The sequence below is a fragment of the Prochlorococcus sp. MIT 1300 genome, from assembly GCF_034092375.1.
Taxonomy (GTDB): domain Bacteria; phylum Cyanobacteriota; class Cyanobacteriia; order PCC-6307; family Cyanobiaceae; genus MIT-1300.
On sequence record NZ_CP139302.1, the window covers coordinates 1,278,665 to 1,292,139 of the forward strand.

Here is a 13,475-nt window from a genome sequence, read left to right on the forward strand (position 1 = left end):
CCGCTATTTTTCTAAACCTCCAAGGTTGTTTTTAATACCATTCTTTCCATGACACCTAGCCAAACTATTTCAACTAATTCCAGAACCAGTGTTGCCTCCAAGGGAAACTCCAATACCCCACAGTTGAGGGTAATTCCTTTAGGCGGTTTGCATGAAATTGGTAAGAACACATGTGTCTTCGAATACGGCGAAGACATCATGCTTGTTGACGCAGGTCTTGCCTTCCCAAGCGACGGGATGCATGGTGTAAATGTTGTAATGCCGGATACGAGTTACCTCAGAGAAAATCAGCACCGTATTCGTGGCATGATTGTTACTCATGGCCATGAAGATCATATTGGTGGGATTTCTCATCATTTAAAGAATTTTCATATTCCAGTCATTCATGGGCCTCGATTGGCAATGTCGATGCTTAGAGGAAAGATGGAAGAAGCTGGAGTCACAGACAGAACTACTATTCAGACTGTTGGTCCAAGAGATGTGGTTAAGGTTGGTAAATATTTTTCCGTTGAATTTATTAGAAATACTCATTCAATGGCTGACAGTTTCACATTAGCTATTACAACACCTGTTGGAGTGATTGTTTTCACTGGGGATTTTAAATTTGATCATACCCCTGTTGATGGAGAACATTTTGATTTAGCAAGACTTGCTCATTATGGGGAACAAGGAGTTTTATGTCTTTTTAGTGACTCAACTAATGCGGAAGTTCCAGGTTTCTGTCCACCCGAACGATCAGTATTTCCTTCACTTGATAAACATATTTCAGAGGCAGAAGGGCGCGTCATTGTAACTACCTTTGCTAGTTCAATCCATCGAGTCTCTATGATTTTAGAATTAGCTCTTAAAAATGGAAGAAAGGTAGGCTTGTTAGGAAGATCTATGCTTAATGTAATAGCGAAAGCTAGAGAATTGGGATATATGCGTGCCCCGGATGATCTATTTGTTCCAATTAAGCAAATTAGAGATCTTCCAGATCGTGAAACATTGTTATTAATGACTGGCAGTCAAGGTGAACCTTTGGCTGCTTTGAGCCGAATTTCTAGATGTGAGCATCAACATGTTCAGCTTAAGACAAGCGATACAATTATTTTTTCTGCTAGTCCAATCCCTGGGAATACTATCTCTGTAGTTAATACCATTGATAGATTAATGATGCTTGGAGCAAAGGTTGTTTATGGCAAGGGTGAAGGTATACATGTTTCAGGGCATGGCTTTCAGGAAGATCAAAAGTTGATGCTAGCCCTTACAAAGCCAAGATTTTTTGTTCCAGTACATGGTGAACATCGCATGCTTGTTTGCCATAGCAAGAGTGCTCAATCTATGGGAGTACCTGAAGATAATATTTTGATCCTTGATAATGGAGATGTTGTTCAATTAAGTCCTAACTCAATAGCTAAAGGGGATCCTGTAAAGGCAGGGATTGAATTATTAGATGCTTCTAGAAATGGAATTGTTGATGCACGAGTGCTTAAGGAACGTCAACAGTTAGCTGAGGATGGGGTTGTGACTATTCTTGCGGCAATTAGTACAGATGGGGTAATGGTGGCACCACCTAGAGTCAATTTAAGGGGTGTTGTTACTTCAGCTGATGCAAGGAAAATGTCCTTTTGGACTGAGAGAGAAATCGGATGGGTTTTAGAAAATCGTTGGAAGCAGTTGACTCGTAATACGGGAGGTAAGGCTACTGAGGTTGATTGGATGGGTTTACAGCGAGAAGTTGAAGTTGGCCTGACTCGACGGATGAGGCGTGAGTTGCAAGTTGAGCCTTTAGTGCTTTGTTTAGTACAACCAGCACCTTCTGGTACTACTCCATATAAAGGAAGGGCAGTTGATCCTGACTTAGTAGCCGATTCGCGATCTAGCAATAATCAACGAAATAGAGATCGAGGCAACTCAACAAATCATCCAATAGATTCTGCTCAAAAAGTTGTTAAGAAAGTATCTCAACCATCTGATTCGAGCCCTACTAAAACTTCTGCTAATAGCTCTACTCCTAATGTTCAATCGAAGGGTGAAGATGAAAGTCCAGCTGGCCGCACTAGGCGTCGAAGATCGGCTGCAGCATAAACAATATTTTGTTTATCCTTAGTTCAAAATATATTTTATTTTCTATCTGAAACTATCTCTCTTCTTTCTAAAAGAATAGTTTCCCTGTCCCATATTATGTACCATCTATCAGCCAGACTTTTAGAGCCAGGTGGCTTGCTTTTTCCTATCCTCCAACTTATGTCTTCTAGGGTTTTTGAGGTTAACTTTGGGACACGTTTCTCTTTTAACCAAGAAGCTAACAATAGAATCCTTGCATTTGAAGGTATGGAGGCTAATTCTGGTCTTTTGAGGCCTTTTTCGTTTTTCAGGCTTCTGATTGCTATTTTAGCTAATGTCTCTTGACTTTCTTTATATCCCTGTAGTCTTTCGGATAATTTTGATATGCGTAGTGTGCATGCTGGGTAAAGCAGCTCAAGTAAAGGCAATATTTTTATTCTGATTTTATTTCTACTAAAATCTTCCATTTGATTGGCAGGGTCAATCCAAATTGGTAAATCTAATTCTTTGCATATAGCGAGGGTATCCTCTCTGCTAAAGCAGAGCATTGGTCTGGACAGATTTACTTTTTTATCTTGAACTTCTTCATTTAATTGCCTGCTTTTGTGAAGGCTGCTAAGGCCAGCCAAGTCTGTACCACGCGCCAGATTTAAGATGAGTGTTTCGGCTCTGTCATTCGCTGTATGTGCTGTTAATACATTTTGGCATGGTTCTTGTGGTCGCAATGAGGAGATTCTTTCTGTTTCTGTAAAGAGCTCTTGATATCTCCACTGACGTGCTTTTGCCTCGTTTTTAGTTTCTTTTGATTGGGCAGTACTTACATAAATAGGGAGGTTCTTTTCTGTGCACCATTGCTTTAGTTCAAGACCTATTCGCTTTGAACCTTTGTGCCAGGAATGATCACCATGCCATATATGAATTCTCCATTGGTGAATTCTTTGTAGATCTACTAATAGACCCACCATTGCCATTGAGTCTTGACCCCCTGAAACGGCTAATACAAGAGTAGATTTCTTGGGAAGAAGCGTCGGGTTTTTGATGAGATCGATGTGCAGTCGTTCATGCCAGTGAGTCCATTTCAGTCGCGGGGCACTAGAAGAGAGGTCATTCAAAGATTTGCTCACCTCATTACACTTGGTAGTTGATAGCTCTGACGAGTGGGAGAATTTCTGTATTCATTGGTGCTTAGATGACACGTCTTTTCCATTTGCCAAGGGTCCTGAGCGAGAGTCTTCAGGAGAATCGACTCTTTAAGGTTATTGCCGGATTGAGCAATTTTGATGAAGCTTCAGTTGCTCGGATATCTCATGCCGCTGGGGTTGGTGGTGCGGATCTGTTAGATGTTGCCTGCCAGCCTGACTTGGTTCGTATAGCCGCTGAACTTTCAGGGTTACCCATATGTGTTAGTTCAGTTGAGCCTGAGTTGTTTCCCGCTTGCGTCGCGGCTGGTGCGGTAATGATTGAAATTGGAAATTTTGATACTTTTTATCCTCAAGGTCGAGTTTTTAAGGCTAATGAGGTTTTGGATCTCACTCGTGAGAGTCGCAAGCTTCTACCGGATGTTGCGCTTTCTGTAACTGTGCCACATGTTTTGCCATTAGATGAACAGGCACAGTTGGCTATTGAGTTGATTAAATCTGGTGCTGATGTGATTCAAACGGAGGGAGGAACGATTGCAAAACCTTTGAGCTCAGGCACCTTAGGCCTCATTGAAAAAGCATCGCCAACACTTGCAGCTGTACATAGCATTTCTAAAGCACTTAGATCTGAACTTCTCGATAATCCTATTCTTTGTGCTTCAGGCTTGTCAGAAGTTACCGTCCCAATGGCAATAGCTATAGGAGCTTCGGGAGTTGGTATTGGCTCGGCAATAAATCGATTAGACGATGAACTTGCCATGATCGCAGAGGTTTGTCGTATCAAGCAATCTTTACAACCTCTTAGATTGCCTACAATAAAATAATGATTTTCTTCTATTTTTTATAAATTATTTTATATGAATAAAAAAATAATAGTTGATTCATGTGAAATTTTTAAAAGCTTAAAGACCAGACTTCCGTTTATTTTTGACAATTAATGGTTAGTTATTGCCTTGACGCACCATATTCTCCAAAAGGCGATCAGCCCAAAGCTATTGATAGCTTGGTTGAAGGCTTGAATGCAGGTAATCGATATCAAACTCTTCTAGGAGCAACAGGTACTGGTAAGACCTTTACTATTGCAAATGTTATTGAAAAGACCGGAAGGCCTACATTGCTGCTTGCACATAATAAGACGTTAGCAGCGCAACTTTGTAATGAACTAAGGGAATTTTTCCCTAAGAATGCAGTTGAATACTTTATTTCATATTATGATTACTATCAACCTGAGGCATATGTTCCTGTTAGCGATACTTATATAGCAAAAACTGCTTCTATTAATGAGGAAATTGATATGCTTAGGCATTCAGCAACACGTTCTTTATTTGAAAGACGCGATGTTATTGTGGTTGCTTCTATAAGTTGCATTTATGGGCTTGGCATGCCTAGTGAGTATTTAAAAGCAGCTGTAAAATTTGAAGTAGGTTCTGCTGTCAATTTAAGAGGCTCATTGCGAGAACTAGTTAACAATCAATATTCTAGAAATGATTTAGAGGTGGCGCGAGGTAGATTTCGTGTTAGAGGAGATGTCCTTGAAATAGGGCCTGCATATGATGATCGTTTGGTTCGTATTGAATTGTTTGGTGATGATATAGAAGCAATACGTTATATTGATCCAACTACAGGCGAAATACTGGAAAGCTTAGAATCCATAAATATATATCCTGCAAAACATTTTGTTACCCCTAAAGATAGACTGGACACTGCAATTAAAGCAATTCGTGATGAACTAGATGATAGATTAGAGTTTTTGCAAGCGCAAGGTAAATTGTTGGAAGCACAGAGACTAGAACAGCGAACCACATATGATTTAGAAATGCTGAGAGAAGTAGGTTATTGCAATGGAGTAGAGAATTATGCAAGACATTTGAGTGGCCGTTCTCCAGGTACACCCCCTGAATGTTTAATTGATTATTTTCCAGATGATTGGTTGCTGGTTGTTGATGAAAGTCATGTAACTTGCTCACAATTACAAGCTATGTACAATGGTGATCAAGCTCGTAAAAGTGTTTTGATCGATCATGGCTTTAGATTGCCAAGTGCGGCAGATAATAGGCCATTAAAAAGTGAAGAGTTTTGGGAGAAAGCAAAACAAACTGTCTTTATTAGTGCTACGCCAGGAGATTGGGAGCTAACGAAGAGTAAGGATGCGATAGCAGAGCAAGTAATTCGTCCTACAGGTGTACTTGATCCCATTGTTGAAGTGAGGCCAACAGAGGGGCAGGTCGAGGATTTGTTGACTGAGATAGGAAAAAGGGTGAAAAAAAAGCAGCGCGTTTTGATTACAACTCTTACGAAAAGAATGGCTGAAGACCTTACTGATTATTTGGCCGATAATGCAGTGAGAGTTCGATACTTACATTCAGAAATTCATTCTATAGAACGAATAGAAATTATTCAGGATCTACGATTAGGAGAATATGATGTTTTGGTAGGAGTTAATCTTCTTAGAGAAGGTTTAGATTTGCCAGAAGTATCTTTGGTAGTGATTCTTGATGCTGATAAAGAAGGTTTTTTAAGGGCTCAAAGATCTTTGATTCAGACTATTGGTCGAGCTGCAAGGCATATTGAGGGTGTAGCTCTTTTATATGCTGATAACCTCACTGACTCTATGGCCAAAGCTATTAGTGAAACTGAGAGAAGACGTCAAATACAAAATGAATACAATCAAATTCATGATATTACACCTAAACCAGCTGGTAAAAAGGCATCCAATTCGATCCTTTCTTTCTTGGAACTTTCTAGACGCTTGCAGCAAAATTCAAATAACAAGGAATTAATTAATATTGCAGGAGAATGCGTTCAATCATTGAAAGACGATAATGATAATGGCTTAGCTTTAGAGGCCTTGCCAGAATTAATTGATCAGTTAGAAAGTAAAATGAAATTAGCTGCTAAACAACTTGACTTTGAGGAAGCTGCTACTCTAAGAGACAGAATTAAACAACTTAGAAAAAGATTAATAGGGAAAACACTCTAGAAACTATTTACAGAGGCATAAATTTGATTGATTTTTTGCACAAAAGGACCAAACTATCTTTATTGTTTTTGTGCTTCTTTGTTTGTTTGCCTATATCGGCAGACACCCTTCTGAAGCGTAGTCTCTTAGATGAGATATCTTTTGTAGAAATCAATGAAAGCTTAAAGCCCAATGACTTTTGCACTGAGAATCCAATTATTTCCCAACAGATCATTGATGTTGGCACTAGGTTGGGTGTTCAATTAATTTCTGGCCAGCCACTTTTAGCCAAAAAAGATGCCACTTATGAGGCACTTCATGGAAGCCTAGGAACAATTGTTGTGAGCCCTAGATATATGTCTCCTTCTGTAAGATGTCAATTAATAACTCATGAATTTATACACGTTTTGCAACATCTAAGAGGAGATTTAAAAGCTGTTATACCTATGGGTTGGCCTATACCCTCCAATGCAATATTGAGATTTGGTTCATTGCAAGAAGCTGAGGCCTATGTTTATCAAAATAAGGCTGCACTGGTTTTAAAGTATCTCTTATTTATCGAAAGAAATATTTTAAATGATTAAAAAATAGATTTATATGTTCTGGTGTAAATTGAACCCATTGTGGACTACATTTAAGGCTTTTGTTCCATCTGCTTCTGCTATAACGCAGCTTGTGCGTATTTCACTTGTTGTTATCATTTCAATATTAATATTTGCCTGAGCTAGTGCGCGAAACATTTTTGCTGCTGTTCCTATTTTAGCTGGCATTCCAGCTCCCACAGCACTAATTCGTGCTATAGCGGGTCCGTCTTCTAAGCTTGCACCTGGCCATTGGGCAAGTAGAGGGATCAGTGCATTTCCCGCTCTTTTGCGGTCATCTTTATTTAAGGTAAAGCTAATATCTTGGCTACCATCTGAGTGTTTTCTTTCCGATTGAACAATCATATCTAGAGTGATTCCATTTTCCGCGAGAGTAGAGCATAAGGCGGCTGCAGTACCTGGCTTGTCTGGTACTTTGCGAACACTTACTTGTGCCTGATGTTTATCAAGTGCTACTCCTCTAACTTCAGGTTCACCTAGGCCAGCAACCATCGGATTGATTGTAATCTGATCTTCAGTTAGTTCAAAAGTTTCTCCAACTGACCTAAGTGCTTTTGTCCCAAGACTTGCATCTATAACGCAGCTTACTTTTACTTCGCTTGTTGCAATTAGCCTTAGGTTAACTCCTGAACGGGAAAGCACTTCGAAGAGACTAGCTGCAATACCTGGTCTACCCATTATCCCTGCTCCACGAATGCTTAATTTTGTCATGTGATTTTGGGTCGATAGTTTGCCACCTAATTTTTTAATTAACTCTTCGCAGATTTTATTAGCCTCAGCTAGTGCATTTTGGCTTATGGTAAAACTAATATCATTACTATTTCCTTCATGTGTTGCTTGAATAATTAGATCAACATTGATTCCACCACTTGAAAGTGCTTCAAATAATTTGGCTGCGATTCCTGGTTGATCAGGCACATGTGAAAGCGCCAGAACTGCCTGATTCTCTAAGAGTTCAAGCCCATCTACTGGTTTTCCTAATTCTAAGCCTTGGAGACCAATTGAGTTTTTTAAATCACTAGTCAGGGTAGTGCCACAGTCATCACTCCAACTGGAGCGGACCTCAAGAAGAACCCCATAATTTCTCGCTATTTCTACAGCCCTGGGATGAAGCACAGAAGCCCCAAGACTTGCAAGCTCTAGCATTTCATTGCAACTAATTTGCTTCATTAGTTGGGCATTTTGTACTTCCCTGGGATCAGTTGTTAAAACTCCTGGGACGTCTGAGTAAATTTCACATTTGTCTGCTTCAAGTGCCGCGGCTAGCGCAACGGCCGAGGTGTCTGATCCTCCCCTGCCAAGAGTGGTGATTTCTGCTGTTCCGCCGGTACTAAAGCTTGTTCCCTGGAATCCTGCTACAACAACAACTTGTCCATTTTCTAATCGTGATTTCAGGCGATCAGTTCTTATTTCTAAAATTCGAGCACGACCGTGAGCTGATTCAGTAACGATGCCTACTTGAGCTCCAGTCATTGAAACAGCATTCACTCCTAATTCATGAAGAGCTATTGAAAGTAATGCTATGGAAACTTGCTCTCCAGTTGCCAAGAGCATATCCATTTCTCGTTGTGGGGGGTTTGGACTTATAGCTTTTGCCAAATTTGAGAGTTCATCGGTGCTGTTGCCCATAGCAGAAACGACTACCACTAATTCGTTTCCCTCCTCCTTACTTGCGGCAATTCGTTTTGCCACTGCTTGGATTCGCTCCACGCTCCCTACAGAGGTGCCGCCAAATTTTTGAACGAGCAAAGCCATTCAATTATCAGAATGAGTGTTGATTATTTCACTTAGGAGGGTAGAAACGGGGATCTATAAGCAGACAGTCGCGGAATGCATTTCTAGCGCTGGTCCCTTTTTTAATTGCAGCTTCAATTTCTATTAAACGACTTAGCTGGTCAAGAAAAATTCTTGGGGTTTTTCCATTTAACTTTTTCCTCATCACATAAACCCTTTTGGGATTGGCTATACCAGCCGCCTTTGCAATAGTTCCTACATCGGTTTCTCCTTGCTTTTCTAGAAGGCTGATCCAAAGTAATCCCCGTATCTGGCCAGTTAGTGTCGCAAGTAACCTAAGTGGAGGTTCTCCATTTGCGAGTAGTGCATCAATTAAGGCTATAGCTTCTATTGGTTTGCCTTCTATGAGAGCATCCCCTACTGCAAAGGAGTTTGTAGTAATGCCTTCAATCAAGGCATTAACACTATCTGCAGTAATTCGAGTTCTAGCTTCATTGGTTTTTCCGGCTATTTGGGAATGTAATGAGAGTTTTTGCAGCTCCATATAAAGTCTAGAGCTGTCATTTCCTATTGCTTCAACAAGAGCAGTTACTGCAGAAGCCTCTATCTGTAATCCAAGCTCGTTGGCAGTTTTTTCTACGAGCTCCTTTTGACCGGAAGTGTCCCATGTTGTTGGTAGTAGAAAATTTTTTTCTACTACCAACCCTGTTTTTTTTAGTTCAATAAGTGCTTTAGTTGTTTTTAGGCGTCCATCTGGTTTCGTTGAATTGCATAGGACCAAATGGCTTGCTTCTGGAATTAGTTCAATGGTTTGAAGGAAGCTTGTTGTTAATTCACTAGTGCATCCATTGCAAAAGCTGCTGTTTTGAATAATTACTAATCTGCCTCCTCTGCCTAATGGGGGAGTTCGGCTTTCCTCAAGCGCTTGATTAGCTTGTCCAGGTATGGAACCGTCGAGGCGACTTAAATTGGTGCTGATCCAGGAAGGGTCAAGAACTGTTTTTTGAAGCTTTTGAATTTCTCGGTCTTGTGCGGCTCCATCATCCCCCCAAATTAGGTAAATGGGCATCTCTTTGGCTGCAATGATGATCTTTACTCGATGATGCCTTAATAGTGCTTGCACTTAGGAGAGATTGTGACAACCTCTGACCATCCGATTTTTCTAGAGAGCATTAGCTTCATTAAAGAGCGTTTGGGCTTTACAGGTTTAAACACTCTTGAGCAAAGTGTTTTAGAGCGTTTAATTCATAGCAGCGGCGATTTTGCAATCAGTTCTTTATTGGCTTTTAGCCCTCAGGCTTGTGAAATTGGCCTTTCAGCCCTTAAGGCTGGCGCGCCCATTCTTGTGGATACGACTATGGCTGCTGCTGCGGTAAGGCCCATGGCTCAACGAACAGTGAATTCACTAGTCATTAATGCGTTGGATTGGGTTCCTGATCAAATACCTCAAGGGTTCACGAGGACAGCTGTTGGGATGGATGCAGCTTGGAAAAATCTTTCTGAACAATATACAGATCAAAAATCACCCATAGTTCTAGTTGGAAGTGCACCTACTGCTTTGCAAGTACTTTTGGATTTAATTTCTCGGGATTATGCTAAGCCAAGTTTGATAATTGGTATGCCAGTTGGGTTTATTGGCGTCTCTGAGAGTAAAAAAAGATTGGCTAAAAGTGGTATTTCTCAGATTCGTATTGATGGCACTAAAGGTGGGGCTGGTCTGGCAGCAGCGACTATTAATGCTTTGCTACGCGAATGTAATTTAGTTGATTTCTATGAGACTTAGGCTGCGGAAAGGGGTGAATTAATTTGTCTTTTTTTTATCTGCTGGATAATTTGGCTGGAGGGTTCTTCTTGGAGTTGGCTTAATACCCTCTCGGCAGATTCGATTACAATTTGAGGAACGCCTGCTAAGCGAGCTACTTCGATTCCATAACTTTTACTCGCACCTCCAGGAACTACTTGATGAAGAAATACAAGATCTTCCCCTGTTTCTTTTACTAGTACTTGAAAATTATCGACATTCTTGAGTTCATTAGATAATTCATTTAATTCGTGATAGTGAGTTGCAAAAATGGATCTGCTTTTTAGTTTTTGGGCTAGGAACTCGCTTACAGCCCAGGCGATTGATAGACCATCAAAAGTTGCTGTCCCTCTTCCTATTTCATCGAGGAGAACTAAGGAATGCTTAGTTGCATGATTAAGTATATAAGCAGTTTCGGCCATTTCTACCATGAAGGTTGACTTGCCTGTTGCTAAATCGTCAACTGCCCCTACACGAGTAAATATTTGATCTGTGAGGCTTAAGTGTGCTTCTTTAGCGGGTATCCAACTGCCGATTTGTGACATTAATTGAATGAGTCCAATCTGCCTTAAGAAACAGCTTTTTCCACTAGCATTTGGACCAGTAAGGACCATAAGATCAGTGCCTTTGCCTAAAGAGATATTGTTTGGGGTAAATCTTTTTTCACTTATGAGTAATTCTACAACTGGATGGCGACATCCTTTGATAACTAAAGTGCGGGATATTTTGTTTGATTGTTTTGCAATTATCTCAGGCCGACAATAGTTATTTGTAGCGGCTACCTCTGCTAGTCCAGTAATTGCATCTAAGGCCGCAATGGAGCGAGCGGATTTACGAATCAGTTCAGTATGCTCTCCAACAGATTCTCTTAGCTTACAAAATAGTTCATATTCTTTTTGGGCAGTTCTAGCTTTGGCCTGAAAGATTCGTCCTTCTCTTGCTTTGAGATCAGGAGTAATAAATCTTTCTTCATTTGCTAATGTTTGCCTCCTGATCCAATGCTCAGGGACATTCCCTGCTTTTGCTTTGCTTACCGATAAAAAGTACCCAAAAGTTCTGTGATACTGAATTTTCAGATTTGTATTACCACTAATTTTACGTTCTATATTTTCTTGATTATTGAGCCAGGTATTTTGATCATCAAGATGGTTCCTTAAACCATCTAGTATTTGATCGACTCCATCACGAATTATTCCTCCTTCTGTCAGGCTTAGAGGAGGATTTGGATACAAGTGATGACGAATAAAAGTTGCTAGATTTAATAGTTGAGGCTCAACTTTTTGTAATTCCTTAAACCATTTTGGAGTGGCTTCTTCGGTTAGTCCTTTTAATAAGTTGGCAATTTTTGGTAGGCGCTCTATTCCATCAGCAATAGCTTGTAAATCTCTTGCCCCCGAATGACCACCTCCTGCGCGACCAGCTAAGCGTTCTAAATCTCCCATTGTTTTAAGTAGCCGACGTAATTCTTGTCGCAACGTTCGATGATTGACTAAAGCAGAGATGACTGTTTGGCGAGCAAGAATTTGTTCTTGATCAATTAGGGGTAATTCAATCCACCTCCTAAGACATCTACCCCCCATTGCTGTAAGGGTGCGATCTAAAGCCCACAGTAAAGAACCCTGCAATTGCCCATCTTTTTGAGTGCAAGTTAGTTCAAGGTTTCGACGAGTTTGTGAATCAAGAATAAGATGGGTATTTGCAGTAGTTTTTTGTGGTTTATCTAGAGGGAATGGTGTGACTTCTTTATTCTTTTGATCATCAGTATGGACTGGGTGTGTCTCTCTTAAATAATTCAATAAACCCCCTGCTGCTCTAAGTGCTAAAGGTGAGTTTTCAAGTCCTAAACCATAAAGAGTTTCTATTTTAAAATGCTTTTTGAGAGTCTGTTCTGCTTCAATCCGACTAAAAGGAGTGGTTGCTACTTTTGTTACCGGTAAATATTCTGGGCACCATGATTGCGCTGAATTTTCGTTGTTTTCACTTATTAGAAGTTCGGATACTTCTAATTTGGTTAATTCCTGAAATAGTTCAGTTTTCCCCGATCTTTCAGTAACTAAGAATTCGCCTGTACTTACATCGACTGTTGCTAGTCCCCATTGAAAGTCTTTTGTGTTTTGATCAAGAAGAACAGCTGCCAACCAATTGTTGCGTCTTGCCGCCAACATTCCTTCTGCAATAACAGTACCTGGAGTTAAAACTTTTGTAATTTGTCGCTTAATGAGAGTGCCCTTAGAAGGCTTATTTTCAAGTTGATCACATAAAGCGACACTTAGGCCCTTTTTAATGATTTCGGAGCAATATCTCTCAGTTGCATGATGTGGTATCCCTGCCATAGGAATACGCCCAATGGTTTTACCCCCATCTTTTCCAGTAAGAGTTATTTCTAGTAATTGAGAAATCTTAATAGCATCTTCAAAAAAGCATTCAAAGAAATCCCCTAACCGATATAGCAAAATCCTTTCTGGATGTTGACCTTTAAGCTCTACGTAATGTCGTAAGACTGGAGTTAATTCTGCCTCATTGATTTGTGTGTGGTGTGTGTATTTAGTAATACCAGCCTTCAGGGGTTCCTTTTGCTTCTCATCACTCACGACCTCTGCGCTTAGTTCCTCTTGCGTTGTTGGTGCTTTGTTTTGCCTGGGTCTTTTAAGCGCGTCCGCAAGAAGTTGTTCGTCAGAAAGGTCTGGCTGCAAATCAGGCGTTTTGAGTTTGTGGGATGAATTGGAGTTACCTAAAACCTCGGCTGTTTCCCCAAACAAGCTGCCTTGCAGTGATTCAGCCTCGGCCACCATGTGTCCTCTCCTCCTTATTGAGACGCATCGTAAGGGCTTTAATTGTCTTTGCATGTGAAGCCTCGCGACACCAAAGGCTCCCTTGTGCCCAGAGATCACAACCTCATGGGAGAATTACGCAATGCTGAGAGCAATGGCTCCACCGCACGATTCCCATGCAGTTCATTAGTTTCATCGCCGCGAATGCCCTCCTTTTCGCTTCATTGATATTGGTTGTGGGGGTTCCGGTGCTTTACATGACCCAGAACAACCCTGAGGACCGGCGCAATAGGGAAATCAGAGCTATCGAGGTAATCGGTGGTGTTTGGTTTCATCTCGTCTTGATCAACGGGATTATTGCTTTCTTCGTGGTCTGAACTTAAACAGCTGGCCCCTTCCGTTTGATGGGATTATGGGATC

10 protein-coding genes are annotated in these 13,475 nt (G+C 40.7%); 6 read left to right on the forward strand and 4 right to left on the reverse strand.

Annotated elements, in window-relative coordinates; translation table 11 throughout:
- Positions 1 to 48 precede the first annotated feature (48 nt).
- Positions 49 to 2,070 (forward strand): ribonuclease J, encoded by a 2,022-nt coding sequence (locus SOI83_RS06655; protein ID WP_320675917.1) that lies wholly within the window; start codon positions 49 to 51, stop codon positions 2,068 to 2,070.
- 35 nt (positions 2,071 to 2,105) lie between these two features.
- Here the strand turns inward: SOI83_RS06655 and tilS are convergent, their stop codons facing one another.
- Complete coding sequence (gene tilS / locus SOI83_RS06660) at positions 2,106 to 3,173, reverse strand: tRNA lysidine(34) synthetase TilS (RefSeq protein WP_320675918.1); 1,068 nt, start codon at positions 3,171 to 3,173, stop codon at positions 2,106 to 2,108.
- A gap of 65 nt (positions 3,174 to 3,238) precedes the next feature.
- Between tilS and SOI83_RS06665 the strand changes: the two genes are divergently transcribed.
- From SOI83_RS06665 to SOI83_RS06675, 3 genes are all read left to right on the forward strand, one after another.
- Positions 3,239 to 4,012, forward strand: a complete 774-nt coding sequence (locus SOI83_RS06665; RefSeq protein WP_320675919.1) for a DUF561 domain-containing protein — start codon at positions 3,239 to 3,241, stop codon at positions 4,010 to 4,012.
- Between the two features lie 113 nt (positions 4,013 to 4,125).
- On the forward strand, positions 4,126 to 6,168 hold the full coding sequence (gene uvrB, locus SOI83_RS06670) for an excinuclease ABC subunit UvrB (RefSeq protein ID WP_320675920.1): 2,043 nt from the start codon (positions 4,126 to 4,128) through the stop codon (positions 6,166 to 6,168).
- Between the two features lie 62 nt (positions 6,169 to 6,230).
- Positions 6,231 to 6,731 carry a hypothetical protein gene (locus SOI83_RS06675; RefSeq protein ID WP_320675921.1) on the forward strand — a complete coding sequence of 167 codons (501 nt, stop codon included), beginning with the start codon at positions 6,231 to 6,233 and terminating at the stop codon, positions 6,729 to 6,731.
- Positions 6,732 to 6,740: 9 nt separating this feature from the next.
- On the opposite strand, the gene SOI83_RS06680 is transcribed toward SOI83_RS06675, so the two are convergent.
- Complete coding sequence (locus SOI83_RS06680) at positions 6,741 to 8,504, reverse strand: aspartate kinase (RefSeq protein ID WP_320675922.1); 1,764 nt, start codon at positions 8,502 to 8,504, stop codon at positions 6,741 to 6,743.
- A gap of 28 nt (positions 8,505 to 8,532) precedes the next feature.
- Positions 8,533 to 9,552, reverse strand: a complete 1,020-nt coding sequence (gene holA, locus SOI83_RS06685) for a DNA polymerase III subunit delta (RefSeq protein WP_320675923.1) — start codon at positions 9,550 to 9,552, stop codon at positions 8,533 to 8,535.
- A 66-nt stretch (positions 9,553 to 9,618) separates the two neighbouring features.
- On the opposite strand from holA, the gene SOI83_RS06690 reads away from it, so the two are divergent.
- Positions 9,619 to 10,266, forward strand: coding sequence for a precorrin-8X methylmutase (locus tag SOI83_RS06690; protein WP_320675924.1), 648 nt, complete (start codon positions 9,619 to 9,621; stop codon positions 10,264 to 10,266).
- Here the strand turns inward: SOI83_RS06690 and mutS are convergent.
- A complete protein-coding gene (mutS, locus tag SOI83_RS06695) occupies positions 10,263 to 13,076 on the reverse strand; it encodes a DNA mismatch repair protein MutS (RefSeq protein ID WP_320675925.1) in 2,814 nt (937 codons plus the stop codon). The two genes, SOI83_RS06690 and mutS, sit on opposite strands and share 4 nt — an antisense overlap.
- 155 nt (positions 13,077 to 13,231) lie before the next feature.
- On the opposite strand from mutS, the gene psbZ reads away from it, so the two are divergent.
- Complete coding sequence (gene psbZ / locus SOI83_RS06700; protein WP_320675926.1) at positions 13,232 to 13,432, forward strand: photosystem II reaction center protein PsbZ; 201 nt, start codon at positions 13,232 to 13,234, stop codon at positions 13,430 to 13,432.
- The last annotated feature ends 43 nt before the right edge of the window (positions 13,433 to 13,475 follow it).

What these genes read in the sequence shown, in the direction of transcription:
- SOI83_RS06655 (WP_320675917.1), top strand. Translation starts at nt 49, where the DNA reads ATGACACCTAGCCAAACTATTTCAACTAATTCCAGAACCAGTGTTGCC.
- SOI83_RS06665 (WP_320675919.1), top strand. Translation starts at nt 3,239, where the DNA reads ATGACACGTCTTTTCCATTTGCCAAGGGTCCTGAGCGAGAGTCTTCAG.
- SOI83_RS06680 (WP_320675922.1), bottom strand. Translation starts at nt 8,504, where the DNA reads ATGGCTTTGCTCGTTCAAAAATTTGGCGGCACCTCTGTAGGGAGCGTG.
- mutS (WP_320675925.1), bottom strand. Translation starts at nt 13,076, where the DNA reads ATGGTGGCCGAGGCTGAATCACTGCAAGGCAGCTTGTTTGGGGAAACA.
- uvrB (WP_320675920.1), top strand. Translation starts at nt 4,126, where the DNA reads ATGGTTAGTTATTGCCTTGACGCACCATATTCTCCAAAAGGCGATCAG.
- psbZ (WP_320675926.1), top strand. Translation starts at nt 13,232, where the DNA reads ATGCAGTTCATTAGTTTCATCGCCGCGAATGCCCTCCTTTTCGCTTCA.
- holA (WP_320675923.1), bottom strand. Translation starts at nt 9,552, where the DNA reads ATGCCCATTTACCTAATTTGGGGGGATGATGGAGCCGCACAAGACCGA.